A 19,736-nucleotide genomic window follows, 5' to 3' on the forward strand; every position below is an offset into this window, starting at 1 on the left:
GTGACGTTTGGCCAGCATCCCAAGAGGCGACGGCTGTCGCATCTGAGGTGTAGACAGATACGGATGCGGGAAGAGCCTCGGGTGCGAAGGATGCTGGCGCGGTCGCTGAAGTGCTTAGTGCCGTCTATGACGGCCTACCCTTTGCGGGTTCTACTATGGCTTCAGGCCAGGACGAAACCCGCCCATGGCGCCGGATGCATTTCATACAGCGATCATGAGCCAACGTGTGAGTTGGGTGCTCGATGCCGACCCGTATCCTGCAACTAATGCCTGCGGGCGGGTGCCGCGGTGGACCGACTTGTTCATCACGCAACGATCATTCGAAATGAACGTTGAAAGCTATCGACGACGTTCCACCCATGGGGGTCAAACGCCGGCGCGGCAGGCCAGCCTCATTCGCGACAATCAAAGGCACCGCCAGTTTGTCGCGCGCATTGCCTCGCCTGAACTGCTCCCTGAGAATGGGTTATTGCCTCATCTAAATTGCTCCCGCCGAATCAACCTCGGGAGCTGTGATGAGGAAGGTCAGCATGGCGACACGTGCGGAATTGGTGGCAGCGATCAGTTGTCGCTATGTGTTAGGCGGGCGGGCCGAGAAGGCGAGGATGTTAGACGAGTTCGTGGCGCTCACGGGCTTTCATCGCAAGCATGCGATGCGACTGCTGCGAGGAGAACGCAAACCGGCGAAGGGTGGTCCTCGGCCAGGGCGCCGGGTTTACGGCGACGACGTGCGGGCAGCGCTCGTCGTTGTTTGGGAGGCGTCGGATCGAATTTGCGGCAAGCGACTACACCCCCTGTTGCCAACACTAATCGAAGCGATGGAACGTCATGGACACGGCGATATGAATAGCGAGACGCGCCGGCGACTCTTGACGATGAGCCCAGCGACGATTGATCGGGTCCTCAAGGATGGTTCGCGAGCAAACGGTACTGATCACTGCGTTGGCCGAACTGCGCAAGTTGCTGCCGTTCCCGCTGCTGGGCTTCGACACCGATAACGACAGTGTGTTCATGAACGAGAGTGTTCATGAGTATTGCTTGCGCGATAATATCGAACTTACCCGTTGCCGCCCTTACCGAAAGAATGATCAGGCATTTGTCGAGCAGAAGAATGGCGCAATCGTGCGCAAGATCGTTGGATACCGACGCTTCGAGGGGCTGCGAGCCACTCGGGAGCTGGCCAAGCTTTATTCGTCAATGCGGTTGTTCGTGAATTTCTTTCAGCCATCATTCAAGCTGAAAGAAAAGCACCGTGACGGAGCCAAGGTGATCAAGCGCTATCATCGTCCTGCCACACTCTTCCAGCGGCTGCTTGACGACCCACGCACGCCGGAGGATACATGCCTTTGGCTCAAGGCGATGTACCTGACGCTCGAAGACTTTCTTTCTGGCTTACGGATTGCTTGGCGTGGTGGTGAAGTGAAACCGACTGCCCGCTCCAAGCCAGCGGCCAAGCGAGAGCGGCGGAGGCCCGATCCTCTACTCGCCGTCACTGCCGAACTCGAGGAATGGTTCGAGGCGGAGCCTTGGCGAACTTCGCGAGAGTTGCTTGAACGCTTGCAGGTCAAATGCCCCGGCGTGTATCCCGACGGCCTCATTCGGACCGTGCAGCGCCGAATGAAAATCTGGCGCAGTACACAGGCCAATGCGCTGGTGTTCGGGCCATTCGCCGATGCCGCGCGGCAGACGGAAAGTATAGAGGTCGGGCAGTGAGATCATTACCGAACAATACAGGATCGTCATCCGCGCTCTTACCGCCAGGTTGGCCTTCGACAACCGACCCCACCGGAAAACATGATGACCGCCCGCGAAGCCGCCCGCTCGCTACAGCGCTATTGAGAGGCGCGCTCGCGAGCGGCTTCGCTACCTCCGTCACCTGCACCAGGTGCGGGGATACGATCGGAACAACCCGTGAGGCATTCGAAAACATCGAGTGAGGCAACGACATTATTCTCCGGGAACACTCTTGGGTGAGGCAATACGGCGTCTCATCCTGATCGCCGCCCCATAGGTCGCATAACTATCAGGCGTGCAACGGGTTCTGCAAGCAGCTACGCCGCAATGGTTCCGTTGCCTGAGGCGGCGAAATCAGAAAGGCCGGCGGAAAGATTGGTTGGAATCGGAAATTCTGACGGCACCCTTCACGCTGCATGTCCAACACATCACTCGAACTGCTTAAATGAAGGCCAATTTTAGCGGGCTCCGCATGGCAAGCGGCAAGCTGGCGAGCCTCTCAAGCCATGTGCCGGCCTGATGGTCGAGTGCAGACGATTGTCGGCAAGCCGTCGCCATATGGTGTTCGGCCATGCCTTGAGGGCATGATTGGATCTGGCTTTAGCATGCTGGGCGGCGGTCGGCAGGCATTAGGATCGAGGTTCCAAATTTGATTTCCGGAGGACCGGCATCGATGTACCCAAGACGGAACCAGCCGCGCGATGACGATTCTCGCGAAGTAAGTGGGTGGATCGAAGGCGTGACCGGAGCTTTCGATACGGACGCCTGGATCGAGGACTACTATTCAGAGAGCCGAGACCTGGAACAGGATCCGAGCGACTTGCGCGGGCAGCAAGACGTCGATGCCGCAACGGAGACTCACGTGGTCTCAACCAAGGTTCGCAAGCGTGGTCGCCCCGCCGACCGAGACATGCATCCTGATGACGAGACCCGCATCAACCAGTTCGCGGAAGCAGTCCGAAACTACGAAATTCTACCCGACGGTAGCGTCGGCCGAGGGGACGGAAGGGTTCCCGAGGCTACCGTCGAGAACAATTTAGGGATTCTTAGGAGGTTCGCTCGTTGGCTCCGAGCAGAAAACAGAGATTCGATGGCTTCTCGGTTTTTAAACGATCCAGATTCGCTAGCCGGTGATATCGCGGATTACTGGGCAAACGGTGGGGACGATCGTAAGCGTCTTAACTCAGCACTGTCTCATTTCAGGAGGCTCTCGCCTGAGGGGCAAGAACTCCAAGCCGTTGGACCTGGGCCGCGCCTGATGGGGCGCCGAATTCATGTTCCCTATCCCGACGACGCCCTCATTATTGATGCCTTGGCCAACGAAGAGCGGAGTAAGCTCCGACCGGTCTCGACTTCCCGGAAAAATGCCAGTAACCAACGAAAATTTAGCGCTTGGCTCAAAAGGGAGGGCAGGGAGAGCATAGTCAGCCGACTCACGGGTACTGATGAGCAGCAACGGTCGTTGCAGGAGGATTTTAGGAAATTTACCGAGGCCGAGGGAAAAGTGGTCGTGAGTTTAGATCGGCTGCGGCAGTATCTAGGCGCCGAGTCCCAGTTGAAACAGCATAATCCTTATCCCGACGACGCCCTCATGATTGATGGCTGCGCCAACGAAGAGCTGAGCAAGCTCGGATCGGACTCGACTTCCAAGAGGAATGTTGTCCGGATTACGGCCATAAATCAACGGAGGTTTAGTAATTGGCTCCAAAAGAATGGTAGGGGGAGCATAGCCAGTCGCCTGACTGGCAGTGATCAGCAGCAAGGGTCGTTGAAGGACGATTTTAGGGGCTTTACCAAGGCTGAAGGAAGAATAAACGTGGGTTTTGATCGGCTGCGGCAGTATCTAGGCGCCGAGTCCCAGTTGAAGCAGCATGATCCTTATCCCGACGACGCCCTCATTATTGAGGCCTTGGCCAACGAAGAGCAGAGTAAGCTCGGACCGGTCTCGACTTCCCGGAAAAATGCCAGTAACCAACGAAAATTTAGCGATTGGCTCAAAAGGGAGGGCAGGGAGAGCATGGTCAGCCGACTCACCGGTACTGATGAGCAGCAACGGTCGTTGCAGGAGGATTTTAGGGCCTTTACCAAGGAGGAAGGAAAAAAAGTGGTCGTGAGTTTCAATCGGCTGCGGCAGTATCTAGGCGCCGAGTCGCAGTTGAAACAGCATGATCCTTATCCCGATGACGCCCGCATCATTGATGACCTAGCCAAGGAAGCGCTGAGCAAGCTCGGATCGAACTCGACTTCGCAGAGGAAAGTAGTCTTGAATCTGGCCAGCAATCAACGGAGGTTTAGTGATTGGCTCCGAAAGAAGGGTCGGGGGAGCATAGGCAGTCGCTTGACTGGCAGTGATCAGCAGCAACAGTCGTTAAAGGACGATTACAGTAACTTTACCAACGCTGAAGGAAAAAGAATAAGCGTGAGTTTCGATCGGCTGCGGCAGTATCTAGGCGCTGAGTCGCAGTTGAAACAGCATGATCCTTATCCCGACGACGCCCTCATGATTGATAGCTTCGCCAACGAAGAGCTGAGTAAGCTCGGACCGGACTCGACTTCGCAGAGGAGAGTCGTCTGGAGACTGGCCAGCAATCAACGAAAGTTTAGTGATTGGCTGCAAACCAGGGGTAGGGAGAGCATAGCGAGCCGGCTCAACGGCAGTGATCAGCAGCAATGGTCGTTGAAAAAAGATTACCAAGACTTCACCGAAGACATGGGAAAACACACTATCTCTTTCAAGCGGCTTCGGCAGTACCAGCAAGTCGTTGAGGCGAACGCAGCGTCGGGGTTGTCCCCTGAGCAGGCAAGTGGCCGGGAACCGGCCGGTCTGGACGGCCGTTCGGATCCACGTGCCGAGTTCAGATCAACTTCGCCGCTGCAGCAGGTTGATCCATCGATCGAAGGCCGCAGCGGATTGTCGCTCGACCATATCGAATGGCTGGGCGACCAGCATATCCAGACGGATTATGAGCTGCTAATGCAGGACTTGCAGCGAAACGATCCGGATCTCGCCGCCAGGACGCGGCTTATCGATCCCCTGATAGCCCATTATCATCTGCGCCTGGGCGATGAGAGCACCGCGCTGAGCGCTTTCCAGCGCATCGTTAATGATCAGAATGGAAGAGATACAGCCGACTTCCTGTTCCTTCCAGTGAGCGATGCCAGTGCTTCGGATCCTGATCACCGCGGCACCCATTGGTCGCTGCTACTCGTTGACCGTCGCAACCGCGAGGGGCCGGCTGCCTATCACTATGACTCCTTCCGGGGCCAGAACAACGAGTTTGCAGCAATGCTCGCACAAAGGTTGGGTACCCGTCTGGAGCCCGTCCGCATGACCCAACAGCGCAACGACTATGATTGCGGAGTCTTCGTGGTTGACGGCACGCGGGCGCTCGTTAGACGACTGGCACGAAGAGGCCGGCCAGCCGTGCTGCACCTCGACAACCTCGTCGCCGATCGGGAGCAACTCCAACGACGTCTGAGCACCGCGCCCAACAGTGCTCGAGCGGGGGCTGCGGCGGCTGAACCGGAGTCCTCCACACAGATCGCCGATCCCGCAGAGTTTTGGCATGGAGTGGGTCAACCCGGCCAGCTTCCCGCCGATAGCTGGAATACAGCGACCTTCCGGCAGGATTTGCCGTCAGCTGCCTATTCACCGGTGCAAAGCGTCAATCCGCCAGACGCACCATGGGAGCAAAGCTTGGGGGCATCGATCTTCGGCACCCCACAGTACACGCTGCCTGTGGACGACTTGGGAGGAGCTGTCCCTCCGAGCTGGCAACACCGCAATCAACCGGCACCGGCTGGCCTTCGGCTTGCGATGTCCTGGCTTGAGTTGCTGCCGAGCGCGGACAACCCCCAGACCAGCATCACTATCCATGGTGTGCCCTACACGGCCACTCTGGGGCCATCAGGCATGGAGAACGACATTTACCTTTTCCTGCAATAGGGTGGAGATGGATCGAGCAATAGATGCCAGTGGTTCTTGAAAAAGCACCAAACCGTTGAGAGAGAATCCGTTTTTACGCGGCCACGTGCAGCGCGCCAAACCAGATGAGACGATCCCCAGTGCCGGGGCAACATCGAATGGCGGGCTCCGCATGGCAAGCGGCAAGCTGGCGAGCCTCTGTGTCGGCTTGATGGTCGAGTGCAGACGATTGTCGGCAAGCCGTCGCCATATGGTGTTCGGCCATGCCTTGAGGGCATGATTGGATCTGGCTTTAGCATGCTGGGCGGCGGTCGGCAGGCATTAGGATCGAGGTTCCAAATTTGAATTTCCGGAGGACCGGCATCGATGTACCCAAGACGGAACCAGCCGCGCGATGACGATTCTCGCGAAGTTAGTGGGTGGATCGAAGGCGTGACCGGAGCTTTCGATACGGACGCCTGGATTGAGGATTGCTATCCAGAGAGCCGAGAGATGGAACAGGATCCGACCGACTTGCGCCTCGGTTCGCACGATAGTGACGCCGGCGACCGTGTGCCGCGTCGCAGTTCCGTGGGCGGTTCGATGCGAGTGACGCCGCAGTCGCTGGCGCCGGAGAGGGGTTCGGGGCAGCAAGACGTCGATGCCGCAACGGAGACTCACGTGGTCTCAACCAAGGTTCGCGTCGGCGCCAAGCGTGGTCGCCCCGCCGACCGGGACATGCATCCCGATGACGAGACCCGCATCAACCAGTTCGCGGAAGCAGTCCGAAACTACGAAATTCTACCCGACGGTAGCGTCGGCCGAGGGGACGGAAGGGTTCCCGAGGCTACCGTCGAGAACAATTTAGGGATTCTTAGGAGGTTCGCTCGTTGGCTCCGAGCAGAAAACAGAGATTCGATGGCTTCTCGGTTTTTAAACGATCCAGATTCGCTAGCCGGTGATATCGCGGATTACTGGGCAAACGGTGGGGACGATCGTAAGCGTCTTAACTCAGCACTGTCTCATTTCAGGAGGCTCTCGCCTGAGGGGCAAGAACTCCAAGCCGTTGGACCTGGGCCGCGCCTGATGGGGCGCCGAATTCATGTTCCCTATCCCGACGACGCCCTCATTATTGATGCCTTGGCCAACGAAGAGCGGAGTAAGCTCCGACCGGTCTCGACTTCCAAGAGGAATGTTGTCTGGAATATGGCCAGCAATCAACGGAGGTTTAGCGATTGGCTCCAAAGGGAGGGCAGGGAGAGCATCGCCAGTCGCCTGACTGGCAGTGATCAGCAGCAACAGTCGTTAAAGGACGATTACAGTAACTTTACCAACGCTGAAGGAAAAAAAATAAGCGTGAGTTTCGATCGGCTGCGGCAGTATCTAGGCGCTGAGTCGCAGTTGAAACAGCATGATCCCCATCCCGACGACGCCCTCATTATTGATGCCTTGGCCAACGAAGAGCGGAGTAAGCTCCGACCGGCCGCGACTTCCCGGAAAAATGCCAGTAACCAACGAAAATTTAGCGCTTGGCTCAAAAGGGAGGGCAGGGAGAGCATAGTCAGCCGACTCACGGGTACTGATGAGCAGCAACGGTCGTTGCAGGAGGATTTTAGGGCCTTTACCAAGGAGGAAGGAAAAAAAGTGGTCGTGAGTTTAGATCGGCTGCGGCAGTATCTAGGCGCCGAGTCGCAGTTGAAACAGCATAATCCTTATCCCGACGACGCCCTCATGATTGATAGCTTCACCAAGGAAGAGCTGAGCAAGCTCGGATCGGACTCGACTTCCAAGCGGAAAAGCGTTTTGAATCTGGCCAGCAATAAACGGAGGTTTAGTGATTGGCTCCGAAAGAAGGGTCGGGGGAGCATAGCCAGTCGCCTGACTGGCAGTGATCAGCAGCAACGGTCGTTAAAGGACGATTTGAGGGCCTTTACCAAGGCTGAAGGAAAAAGAATAAACGTGAGTCTCGATCGGCTGCGGCAGTATCTAGGCGCTGAGTCGCAGTTGAAACAGCATCATCCTTATCCCGACGACGCCCTCATGATTGATGCCTTGGCCAACGAAGAGCTGAGCAAGCTCGGATCGGCCTCGACTTCCAAGAGGAGAGTCGTCTGGAGACTGGCCAGCAATCAACGAAAGTTTAGTGATTGGCTGCAAACCAGGGGTAGGGAGAGCATAGCGAGCCGGCTCAACGGCAGTGATCAGCAGCAATGGTCGTTGAAAAAAGATTACCAAGACTTCACCGAAGACATGGGAAAACACACTATCTCTTTCAAGCGGCTTCGGCAGTACCAGCAAGTCGTTGAGGCGAACGCAGCGTCGGGGTTGTCCCCTGAGCAGGCAAGTGGCCGGGAACCGGCCGGTCTGGACGGCCGTTCGGATCCACGTGCCGAGTTCAGATCAACTTCGCCGCTGCAGCAGGTTGATCCATCGATCGAAGGCCGCAGCGGATTGTCGCTCGACCATACCGAATGGCTGGGCGACCAGCATATCCAGACGGATTATGAGCTGCTAATGCAGGACTTGCAGCGAAACGATCCGGATCTCGCCGCCAGGACGCGGCTTATCGATCCCCTGATAGCCCATTATCATCTGCGCCTGGGCGATGAGAGCACCGCGCTGAGCGCTTTCCAGCGCATCGTTAATGATCAGAATGGAAGAGATACAGCCGACTTCCTGTTCCTTCCAGTGAGCGATGCCAGTGCTTCGGATCCTGATCACCGCGGCACCCATTGGTCGCTGCTACTCGTTGACCGTCGCAACCGCGAGGGGCCGGCTGCCTATCACTATGACTCCTTCCGGGGCCAGAACAACGAGTTTGCAGCAATGCTCGCACAAAGGTTGGGTACCCGTCTGGAGCCCGTCCGCATGACCCAACAGCGCAACGACTATGATTGCGGAGTCTTCGTGGTTGACGGCACGCGGGCGCTCGTTAGACGACTGGCACGAAGAGGCCGGCCAGCCGTGCTGCACCTCGACAACCTCGTCGCCGATCGGGAGCAACTCCAACGACGTCTGAGCACCGCGCCCAACAGTGCTCGAGCGGGGGCTGCGGCGGCTGAACCGGAGTCCTCCACACAGATCGCCGATCCCGCAGAGTTTTGGCATGGAGTGGGTCAACCCGGCCAGCTTCCCGCCGATAGCTGGAATACAGCGACCTTCCGGCAGGATTTGCCGTCAGCTGCCTATTCACCGGTGCAAAGCGTCAATCCGCCAGACGCACCATGGGAGCAAAGCTTGGGGGCATCGATCTTCGGCACCCCACAGTACACGCTGCCTGTGGACGACTTGGGAGGAGCTGTCCCTCCGAGCTGGCAACACCGCAATCAACCGGCACCGGCTGGCCTTCGGCTTGCAATGTCCTGGCTTGAGTTGCTGCCGAGCGCGGACAACCCCCAGACCAGCATCACTATCCATGGTGTGCCCTACACGGCCACTCTGGGGCCATCAGGCATGGAGAACGACATTTACCTTTTCCTGCAATAGGGTGGAGATGGATCGAGCAATAGATGCCAGTGGTTCTTGAAAAAGCACCAAACCGTTGAGAGAGAATCCGTTTTTACGCGGCCACGTGCAGCGCGCCAACCCAGATGAGACGATCCCCAGTGCCGGGGGCGACATCGAATGTGCACGTCGTCAGTCTTCCTTCAAAACGTGACGTTTGGCCAGCATCCCAAGAGGCGACGGCTGTCGCATCTGAAGTGTAGACAGATACGGATGCGGGAAGAGCCTCGGGTGCGAAGGATGCTGGCGCGGTCGCTGAAGTGCTTAGTGCCGTCTATGACGGCCTATCCTTTGCGGGTTCTACTATGGCTTCAGGCCAGGACGAAACCCGCCCATGGCGCCGGATGCATTTCATGCGGCGATCATGAGCCAACGTGTGAGTTGGGTACTCGATGCCGACCCCGTATCCTGCAACTAATGCCTGCGGGCGGGTGCCGCGGTGGACCGACTTGTTCATCACGCAACGATCATTCGAAATGAACGTTGAAAGCTATCGACGACGTTCCACCCATGGGGGTCAAACGCCGGCGCGGCAGGCCAGCCTCATTCGCGACAATCAAAGGCACCGCACGGTTAGTCGCGGAGCGGCAATCAGACCACGATGAAGCTCTTGCCAGCGACAATCAACATGATAACTTCATCCCGACCGCGACATAAGAATCTCATCCAGATTGTCGCGCGCGTCTCATCCTGATCGCCGCCCCATAGGTCGCATAACTATCAGGCGCGCAACGGGTTCTGTCAGCAGCTACACCGCAATGGTTCCGTTGCCTGAGGCGGCGAAATCAGAAAGGCCGGCGGAAAGATTGGTTGGAATCGGAAATTCTGACGGCACCCTTCGCGCTGCATGTTCCACACATCACCCGAAACTGCTTAAATGAAGGCCAATTTTAGCGGGCTCCGCATGGCAAGCGGCAAGCTGGCGAGCCTCTCAAGCCATGTGCCGGCCTGATGGTCGAGTGCAGACGATTGTCGGCAAGCCGTCGCCATATGGTGTTCGGCCATGCCTTGAGGGCATGATTGGATCTGGCTTTAGCATGCTGGGCGGCGGTCGGCGGGCATTAGGATCGAGGTTCCAAATTTGAATTTCCGGAGGACCGGCATCGATGTACCCAAGACGGAACCAGCCGCGCGATGACGATTCTCGCGAAGTAAGTGGGTGGATCGAAGGCGTGACCGGAGCTTTCGATACGGACGCCTGGATCGAGGACTACTATTCAGAGAGCCGAGACATGGAACAGGATCCGAGCGACTTACGCCTCGGTTCGCACGATAGTGACGCCGGCGACCGTGTGCCGCGTCGCAGATCCGTGGGCGGTTCGATGCGAGTGACGCCGCAGTCGCTGGCGCCGGAGAGGGGTTCGGGGCAGCAAGACGTCGATGCCGCAACGGAGACTCACGTGGCCTCAACCAAGGTTCGCGTCGGCGCCAAGCGTGGTCGCCCCGCCGACCGGGACATGCATCCCGATGACGAGACCCGCATCAACCAGTTCGCGGAAGCAGTCCGAAACTACGAAATTCTACCCGACGGTAGCGTCGGCCGAGGGGACGGAAGGGTTCCCGAGGCTACCGTCGAGAACAATTTAGGGATTCTTAGGAGGTTCGCTCGTTGGCTCCGAGCAGCAAACAGAGATTCGATGGCTTCTCGGTTTTTAAACGATCCAGATTCACTAGCCGTTGATATCGCGGATTATTGGGCAAGCGGTGAGGACGATCAGAACCGTCTTAACTCAGCGCTGTCTCATTTCAGGAGGCTCGGACCTGAGGGGCAAGAACTCCAAGCCGTTGGAGCTGGGCCGCGCCTGATGGGCCGCCGAATTCATGATCCCTATCCCGATGACGCCCGCGTCATTGATAGCTTGGCCAAGGAAGAGCTGAGTAAGTTCGGACCGGTCTCGATTTCTCAGAAAAATGCCAGTAACCAACGAAAGTTTAGCGATTGGCTCAAAAGGGAGGGTAGGGGGAGCATAGTCAGCCGACTCACGGGTACTGATCAGCAGCAACGGTCGTTGCAGGAGGATTTTAGGAAATTTACCGAGGCCGAGGGAAAAGTGGTCGTGAGTTTAGATCGGCTGCGGCAGTATCTAGGCGCCGAGTCCCAGTTGAAACAGCATAATCCTTATCCCGACGACGCCCTCATGATTGATGGCTTGGCCAACGAAGAGCTGAGCAAGCTCGGACCGGACTCGACTTCCAAGAGGAAAGTTGTCCAGAATATGGCGATAAATCAACGGAGGTTTAGTGATTGGCTCCAAAAGAATGGTCGGGGGAGCATAAGCAGTCGCCTGACTGGCAGTGATGAGCAGCAACGGTCGTTGAAGGACGATTTTAGGGAATTTACTACTAACGTTGAAGTAAAAATAAGCGTGGGTTTCGATCGGCTGCGACAGTATCTAGGCGCCGAGTCGCAGTTGAAACAGCATGATCCTTATCCCGACGACACCCGCATGATTGATGGCTTCGCCAATGAAGAGCTGAGCAAGCTCGGACCGGACTCGACTTCCAAGAGGAAAGGCGTCTTGAATCTGGCCAGCAATCAACGGAGGTTTAGTAATTGGCTCCGAAAGAATGGTCGGGGGAGCATAAGCAGTCGCCTGACTGGCAGTGATGAGCAGCAACGGTCGTTGAAGGACGATTTTAGGGAATTTACTACTAACGTTGAAGTAAAAATAAACGTGAGTCTCGATCGGCTGCGGCAGTATCTAGGCGCTGAGTCGCAGTTGAAACAGCATCATCCTTATCCCGACGACGCCCTCATGATTGATGCCTTGGCCAACGAAGAGCTGAGCAAGCTCGGATCGGCCTCGACTTCCAAGAGGAGAGTCGTCTGGAGACTGGCCAGCAATCAACGAAAGTTTAGTGATTGGCTGCAAACCAGGGGTAGGGAGAGCATAGCGAGCCGGCTCAACGGCAGTGATCAGCAGCAATGGTCGTTGAAAAAAGATTACCAAGACTTCACCGAAGACATGGGAAAACACACTATCTCTTTCAAGCGGCTTCGGCAGTACCAGCAAGTCGTTGAGGCGAACGCAGCGTCGGGGTTGTCCCCTGAGCAGGCAAGTGGCCGGGAACCGGCCGGTCTGGACGGCCGTTCGGATCCACGTGCCGAGTTCAGATCAACTTCGCCGCTGCAGCAGGTTGATCCATCGATCGAAGGCCGCAGCGGATTGTCGCTCGACCATACCGAATGGCTGGGCGACCAGCATATCCAGACGGATTATGAGCTGCTAATGCAGGACTTGCAGCGAAACGATCCGGATCTCGCCGCCAGGACGCGGCTTATCGATCCCCTGATAGCCCATTATCATCTGCGCCTGGGCGATGAGAGCACCGCGCTGAGCGCTTTCCAGCGCATCGTTAATGATCAGAATGGAAGAGATACAGCCGACTTCCTGTTCCTTCCAGTGAGCGATGCCAGTGCTTCGGATCCTGATCACCGCGGCACCCATTGGTCGCTGCTACTCGTTGACCGTCGCAACCGCGAGGGGCCGGCTGCCTATCACTATGACTCCTTCCGGGGCCAGAACAACGAGTTTGCAGCAATGCTCGCACAAAGGTTGGGTACCCGTCTGGAGCCCGTCCGCATGACCCAACAGCGCAACGACTATGATTGCGGAGTCTTCGTGGTTGACGGCACGCGGGCGCTCGTTAGACGACTGGCACGAAGAGGCCGGCCAGCCGTGCTGCACCTCGACAACCTCGTCGCCGATCGGGAGCAACTCCAACGACGTCTGAGCCCCGCGCCCAACAGTGCTCGAGCGGGGGCTGCGGCGGCTGGACCGGAGTCCTCCACACAGATCGCCGATCCCGCAGAGTTTTGGCATGGAGTGGCTCAACCCGGCCAGCTTCCCGATAGCTGGAATACAGCGACCTTCCGGCAGGATTTGCCGTCAGCTGCCTATTCACCGGTGCAAAGCGTCAATCCGCCAGACGCACCATGGGAGCAAAGCTTGGGGGCATCGATCTTCGGCACCCCACAGTACACGCTGCCTGTGGACGACTTGGGAGGATTTGTCCCTCCGAGCTGGCAACACGGCAATCAACCGGTACCAGATGACCTTCTGCCTGCAATGTACTTGTTTGACTTGCTGCCGAGCGCGGACAAACCCACCAACTTCAGTATCCATGGTGTGCCCTACACGGCCACTCTGGGGCCATCAGGCATGCAGAGCGACATTTACCTTTTCCTGCAATAGGGTGGAGATGGATCGAGCAATAGATGCCAGTCGTTCTTACATTCTAACTTTGCGGTTACAATTGCTGTCAAAGCTGATTAGAGGGGCGACATTGTCAGCCAGTTAGAAACGCGACGCTGGCTCTGATGATCAGCCCCGATCCGACCGGCTGGGCCGGGTTGAAAGGGCGGAGCGGGGGCGGGTGAGGGGCACCCATCGGCTTTAGCTTTAAGACGATGCGATCGACGCCTCACTCGGCAGCATCGCGCTTTGCCAGCGCAGCTTTATGGCGTTCGATGACGGCCGGATCGTTCGTAAAATCCTTCCGCCGTCCCGGACCGTGAGCACGTCGCACATAGCCGTTCTTGTCGCTGTTGGTCATCACCACCGGCTTCGACGGCTGCTCCTGACGCTCCTTGATTTAAGTCAGAACGTCGCCGAGCCGTTTGTTCTCGGTGATCGCCGCATGCGTCACCCGCTGGTCCTTGTCGAAGGTTTTGTAGGGCAGGGAATGTCCCTTCCATCGTACATCGAGGCGGCCGTCGGCATAGGCATAGGTCTCGACATAGCGGCCGGCCAATCCGCGCGTCACGTCGCTCTCCTCCAGCATGATCCGCTTACGCTCGAACGAAAACGTCAGCTGCGATCCGACATAGCGCTGCTCGCGTTTGCACAGGATCTCTTTCAATCGATCCGGTGCAAGATTTACCGGCCGGTGCAGGTCATCGGATCGGGCAGGGACAATCGCAAACCGCCCATTGTAGTCCACCATGAAGCCCGGCAGAAACGCATTGCCTGCCTCCATGTCGCAGATTCCCGCCAACCTCAATTCCTTGACCAGACGATCCTGCAGCGTCCGGTTCATCCGCTCGACACGGCCTTTGGCCTGGCTGGAGTTTGCACAGAGAATCTCGATATTTAGCTCCGAGAGTGCCCGTCCGAATTGGGTCATGCCCTGACCACCCTTGGCCTCCTTCTTCGTCACCCGGAAGACCAAGTGCTTGTCGGAATAAAAGGCGATCGGCGCCCCGTGCTGCTTCAGATAAAGCTCAAGTGCGTCGAAATAGCTGAAGGCGCTTTCCGAGCGCACGAACCGCAACTGCATCAACCGGCCCGTCGCATCGTCGACGAACACCAAGAGCGAGCACGGATCTCCACGATCTTCAAACCAGCGATGCTCGGACCCGTCGATCTGTACCAGCTCGCCATAGGCTTCTCGCCGCAACCGCGGCTGATGAAACGTCCGCCGCTGCTTGCGTGACAGCCACAGGCCGGCCTCCGACATCCAACTGCGCAACGTCTCGCGCGACACACGCAATCCATCGCGCTCGGCAAGCTTCTCGGCGGCCAACGTCGGACCGAAATCCGCATATCGTTCACGAACCAGCGTCACCGCGTAATCCCGAACACCGTCGCTGATCCGGTTGTTCGAGGGCCGGCCAATCGCCTTATGGCGGATCGAGGCCGCGCCGTCGGTGCTGATGCGATCCAACAGCCGCCGCACCTGGCGCTCGCTCAAATCAAGCACATGCGCCGCAGACACCAGCGTCATCCGGCCGGCGATCACCTTCGACAGAACCTCGATCCGCTGCAGGTCGCGCTCGCTCATCGCTATCAATCCCATCCGCAAATCTCCGCCGTCATCGAAAACGGGGAGAGAGTGACATTCTTACTTTGCAGAATCAGGACATTCTAACTTTGCGGCTACAGGCGAATCTGGCATAATGCATGTTATGGAACTTTACGCTGAACCGGCCGCGATAGTTACAAGCAGGTCCTTGGCATCGATCTGGTCGCCGGCTTTGACGAGAACTTCGGCGATCGTGCCGTTCTCCTCGGCGTGAATTGCCGTTTCCACCTTCATCGCTTCGGTCGACACCAGCACATCGTCGGCATTGATCGCCTGTCCGGGCGACACAAAGACGCGCGAGATGGCGCCCGGCATCGGTGCGCCGACATGAGCGGCATTGCCGGGTTCGGCCTTGGGTGCGAAGACGGCGGCCGGTGACGCTGAGGAATTTTGCGAGCTCTTGCTGTTGGTTCCTCGCGGACCCGAGCCGCATCTCGTTGTGCACCTAACCAGCTCGGCTCACGTGACAACAAACACAAGAACATCTGGTTGTTTCTATCGAGTTTGGCGCAGGAGGCGCAGGAGGCGCAGGAGGAAAATCAACATGACTGTCGCGGCTAGGCCCATGATTGCCAAAGCGTATAGGCCTGTGGAAAAACCTCCGGGCTGACTACGGAGATACCCTATAACGAACGGCCCCACAAATGCTCCTAGGTTCCCGAGTGAGTTAATGAATGCGATCCCGCCGGCGGCAGCGGAGCCACTAAAGAAGCAGAAGGCAGCGCCCAAAGGGTCCCTTGCAACCCAATATGCCGCGCATGAGCATCCCTCGCCAGAACCCGTCAGGGCCGGGTTGATCTACCGTCCGGCCGGGGCAATACTCCAGGATTGGCTTAGCTCCTCCGATGCGTCAAAATTCCGCTTGATGAGTGCCATATCAAGGCATAACCAATCGGCCATTCTCCGATTCCCGGAGAATTGCCGGACATGACTTGGAGCAGGTGCCATTTCTCCGCAGCCATCCCGGATATTGCAAAAGGACCGATACCATGTGCTTTGAATGCAATTCCTCCCCACTCAGCCGTCGCTCCCTGCTGAAATTTGCCGGCATCGGAGGCGTGGCCGTCATGACTGCAGGCTTTGACATGACCATGCCGGCATTCGCCTCGAACGCTCCCGCCCTCCTGCCGGATGAAGCACTGGCAAAACTCCAGGAAGGCAACAAGAAATTCGTCGCCGACACGGAAGCCTGCGCCGCCAATATTTCCAAGCGCCGGCAGGGCGTCGCCAAGAGCCAGGCACCTTGGGCGATCGTGCTGACCTGTTCCGACAGCCGTGTCGTGCCGGAACTTGTATTCGGCGGCGTGACGCTCGGCGAACTCTTCGTCGCCCGCAATGCCGGAAACGTGGTCGACACCGATGTGCTCGGCACGATCGAATATGGCACCGAACATCTGCATGCGCCGCTGATCGTCGTCATGGGCCACAAGCGTTGCGGGGCGGTCTCCGCCGCCTGCGAGGTCGTGTCCAAGGGCACCAAGCTCGATGGCTCAATCGGCAAGATGACCCAGCCGATCCTGCCCGTGGCTTTGGCGGAGACCGATCGCGGCGACAATTTTGTCGACAAGACCGTCCATGCCAATGCCTTCAACGGCGCCGAGCGCATCCTCACCGAAAGTGCGATTGTTTCTCGCCTGGTCGAGGAAGGCAAGGTGAAGATCGTGCCCGCCTATTATGATCTCGATACCGGCGTGGTCGATTTTCTGCACAAGGTCTGACCTACGAGGCGACTTCATGTTGCCGACGGCTATCCGCGGGCGCCTCGTCGCGTTCGCGGAACCATAGTCGCTGATGACCCTTGCAGCCCGCAGCATCACCCGGCGGGTTACGCGGGCCGGAGCTGAGGTCGCGAGCTGGCTGCCTGGGCGATGCTCTTCTGGAAATTTCCGACCATACGCCTGCGCAACTTGGTGAGCTCAATCGACAGGTCCGACAGCTGCGCGATGACATCTATCGGAACCTGGGCAGCTGGGCCGCGCCCTCCTGAGCCAGTACAAGGACATAGGCGTCGCTCGTTTCAAAGAACGCGAGACAATCGGCCTCCGGCAGGATCTCAACAAGATCAAGACGGCGAAACCGCCTGTGGAGCTTGAACGCAAAGGCGCGATCTGGGTTCAGCCAACCCTATTCGCTGAATCGAGTATCGCGCCTGGAGGCATAACGGAAAACTACGGCATCGAAACTGGCCGCATTGATCGAAGATTGGTACGAACCGTGAAATTGACGCATGGTGGCTGGAAAAAACGCCGAGCTATGCATCCGGTTCGAGGATCACGCCCGTTATGGAATGCCTGCGATACAGGGCTCCAAATTCGGTTCAAAATCCTAATCCGCCCACTCAGGATCGGTTGTAAAGGCGATGGTGAGCCGACGACTCGGACCCTCGTTACCAATCGCGAGCCCGATTTCGTCACGGATCTTATCCCATTCCTGCAATTTCCTCGCCGGGAGGTCCTCTGAGACAACGAAATGTAGCTCGATTTGCCGGCCTCGGCCGACCCGGGCCACATAAGCCCGGTGGGATATGAATCCATGTCGTTCGATGATTGTTTTGGCGACCGCGTCAACTTGTTGTTTGAGATCTAATGGCGTAACAAGCAGTATGTCGGCGAGCGCTCGCCGAACCGTGCCCGCCGGAATGGGAATGATCACAATGCAGATTAATGCCAGCGCGACCGGGTCAATAAACGGCGAGATCCATTCGTAAGAAGACCCCTGAATTAAATATCCGATGGCAAACGCGACGAGTAACCCGATCGTTAGCCCGGCGGACATCAGCCAAGCTTTCGTATCCAGGGCAACGAAATCAGATTTGATCTTACGATTAGCTCGATCACCAATAACCCCCATGGTGGCTGTCACACCGAGTGTTACGACGGCGTAGACGATCGCTTGACTAAAGTTGAGCGGACGTCCCCCATGCAAAATGCTGCCGATTGCGTTGACAAGTGCGTAAACAGCCGACCCGGTTATGAGAATGCCGTTGAGAGCCAAGACTATGGGCTCAAGATGCCAGAACCCCATCGTGAAATGCTCGATAAGTTTTCCTTTGCTGGAGGGCGCTTCGGATGACGCGATGAGCTTTGTAACAAGCAGAGCTACGACAGTCATAGCAGCGTCCGTCAATGCGTAGACACCATCGAATATGATTGCGAACGAACCTGAAATGATCCCGAACAAAATGCCGATGCAGGCAAGGAGGATGGTAACGGCAATTGAAACGCAGAGAAGCCCCTGCTCCGTTCTCATGAAATTCATAGGCTCAGCCTTATAACTTACGTTTCTTTATGGTCCTCTGGACGCGGTACAGACCATCCAATTCAGCTACTGAAGCGAGCACATCCACTTTTGGATCAAGGTACCTTTTTAAATTCAAATGCTGACCTCTCCTGTCCAGTGGGCTCGCATGAGCGTCTTTCACATACCTGGCCACAAGACAAAATCGCCTCGCTGTGTTCTGGCAGTGCGGCCTCGACTATCTAAACAAGGGCCAATTTTGCTTTGCAGGTAAAGCGGGGCTGGACATGATGCACGACACGGAAGGACGCATGAACATAGTCCAGCACTTCGCTGACGGTCTCGCCGCCGCGAATGAAGTCGGAGCCACCACAGATAGGGCATGAGCAGGCCACCTGTTACACGTCATCATGGCACGGCCGAGGTTGCAGAGCTTGCGCGGCGATAGGGCTCTCGACGCATCCACGTAATCCGGCAGGTTCGAATTCCGTTGACTCATGGTTGGATCTGATTTGATGAGAGGCGTTCCAAAGAACGCCGAGGTTTTCGCCCTCATGATAGGCTGTGGCTGACACCACGTTCTAGTCTAGCGATGATCGGATCGTCTAGCCCTTTGGCGACTCCTGCAATTACGGCTGGATTGCCAGATGGAAAAGAGCAGGCTTGCGATATACGCCCACTGAAGAAGCAACAAACTAGCCACCATTGCAACGATGACTTCGTGGATGGAATGCCAGACGAAGTAACTCGTTAGTGCCTTCGCCCAGACGACGAGCAGCAGGAGGCCGCAAAAGATTGTGAAACGCAACACCGTTCTCCTAATTTGTTCGCGAGATTGCGCAGCAATGTCGTCTGCGGCAACGAGAGTCTGGCAGTTCTTCAGGCGGCAACCGCCGCGTGGTTGAGAGCCATGATCATGCCAGTGAGCTCACCATCGAACTCTCGTTCTGGCCATTGCAAATGCTGAGATTTTGGCAGCGGCGGCGCGGGACTGCAGCTTGCGGACCTTCTTCAGCTGCTCCACAATGTCTGACATGATCTCTTTCCTCGAAAATTGATTTCATGATGCCCGCGCCACGTCGGGATAGGTTTCGATAACTTCAATAGCGTCATCGACCATTTTCGTGCCGGTCTCGGCGAGCTTGCCTAGCGTCTCAAAGCCGAACCGGTGGACATCGCGCAGGGTCTTCGACAGAACGACCAACCGTCCAGTCGTGAAAAGCAAGCGGCCGAAGCCCTCATGGCCGATCGTCATGATCGGCGATGCCAACAGGCCTGTGCACTCTTCGATCACAAGCCCCACGCAACTGTAAAAGTTCTGTAGCCTCCACAGCACATACGGATCCGGATCGCCTATGATCGGGATCTTACGGCGCTGCTCCTTGGTGAGGATGAAGTCGGCCAGCAGGTCAGTGTCCGATTTGCCTTCCCACGCCCCATGGGCATCCTGAGCGCGAATGAGCCTTATCAGGCATCTGAGAAAAGGGGTGGCGAGATCCCCATCCTCGTTGACAGCAGGGCCATCCGTACTTCCTGTCAATGTACCCATTTC

The 19,736-nt window shown here is 57.2% G+C and carries 7 protein-coding genes and 4 pseudogenes; 6 read left to right on the forward strand and 5 right to left on the reverse strand.

What is annotated here, in order from left to right; genetic code table 11:
* Window positions 1–95: 95 nt before the first annotated feature.
* The 5 genes and pseudogenes from QMO82_RS33740 to QMO82_RS03740 form a co-directional block, all read left to right on the forward strand.
* A pseudogene (locus QMO82_RS33740) lies at window positions 96–250 on the forward strand (group II intron reverse transcriptase/maturase); the annotation flags it as partial.
* A 265-nt stretch (window positions 251–515) separates the two neighbouring features.
* Window positions 516–1,713 (forward strand): annotated as a pseudogene (locus QMO82_RS03725) (transposase).
* Window positions 1,714–2,473: 760 nt separating this feature from the next.
* The gene (locus QMO82_RS03730) at window positions 2,474–5,680 is read left to right on the forward strand and encodes a Ulp1 family isopeptidase (RefSeq protein WP_283196503.1); all 3,207 of its coding nucleotides are present in this window, start codon (window positions 2,474–2,476) and stop codon (window positions 5,678–5,680) included.
* Window positions 5,681–6,319: 639 nt separating this feature from the next.
* The gene (locus tag QMO82_RS03735; protein WP_283196504.1) at window positions 6,320–9,124 is read left to right on the forward strand and encodes a Ulp1 family isopeptidase; all 2,805 of its coding nucleotides are present in this window, start codon (window positions 6,320–6,322) and stop codon (window positions 9,122–9,124) included.
* Between the two features lie 1,190 nt (window positions 9,125–10,314).
* On the forward strand, window positions 10,315–13,338 hold the full coding sequence (locus QMO82_RS03740; RefSeq protein WP_283196505.1) for a Ulp1 family isopeptidase: 3,024 nt from the start codon (window positions 10,315–10,317) through the stop codon (window positions 13,336–13,338).
* Window positions 13,339–13,567: 229 nt separating this feature from the next.
* Here the strand turns inward: QMO82_RS03740 and QMO82_RS03745 are convergent.
* Both QMO82_RS03745 and QMO82_RS03750 read right to left on the reverse strand, forming a co-directional pair.
* Window positions 13,568–14,941 (reverse strand): annotated as a pseudogene (locus tag QMO82_RS03745) (ISNCY family transposase).
* A 117-nt stretch (window positions 14,942–15,058) separates the two neighbouring features.
* Window positions 15,059–15,301: pseudogene (locus QMO82_RS03750) on the reverse strand (biotin/lipoyl-containing protein); the annotation flags it as partial.
* A 635-nt stretch (window positions 15,302–15,936) separates the two neighbouring features.
* On the opposite strand from QMO82_RS03750, the gene QMO82_RS03760 reads away from it, so the two are divergent.
* A complete protein-coding gene (locus QMO82_RS03760; RefSeq protein ID WP_029875819.1) occupies window positions 15,937–16,665 on the forward strand; it encodes a carbonic anhydrase in 729 nt (242 codons plus the stop codon).
* Between the two features lie 607 nt (window positions 16,666–17,272).
* Here the strand turns inward: QMO82_RS03760 and QMO82_RS03765 are convergent.
* The 3 genes from QMO82_RS03765 to QMO82_RS03775 form a co-directional block, all read right to left on the reverse strand.
* Window positions 17,273–18,205, reverse strand: a complete 933-nt coding sequence (locus tag QMO82_RS03765; protein ID WP_008536567.1) for a cation diffusion facilitator family transporter — start codon at window positions 18,203–18,205, stop codon at window positions 17,273–17,275.
* Between the two features lie 221 nt (window positions 18,206–18,426).
* A complete protein-coding gene (locus QMO82_RS33745) occupies window positions 18,427–18,579 on the reverse strand; it encodes an IS66 family transposase zinc-finger binding domain-containing protein (RefSeq protein WP_196411598.1) in 153 nt (50 codons plus the stop codon).
* A 665-nt stretch (window positions 18,580–19,244) separates the two neighbouring features.
* The gene (locus QMO82_RS03775; protein ID WP_012489542.1) at window positions 19,245–19,733 is read right to left on the reverse strand and encodes a NifX-associated nitrogen fixation protein; all 489 of its coding nucleotides are present in this window, start codon (window positions 19,731–19,733) and stop codon (window positions 19,245–19,247) included.
* Window positions 19,734–19,736 lie beyond the last annotated feature (3 nt).

Origin of the sequence: Rhizobium sp. BT04, assembly GCF_030053135.1 — a bacterium.
GTDB lineage: Bacteria > Pseudomonadota > Alphaproteobacteria > Rhizobiales > Rhizobiaceae > Rhizobium > Rhizobium binxianense.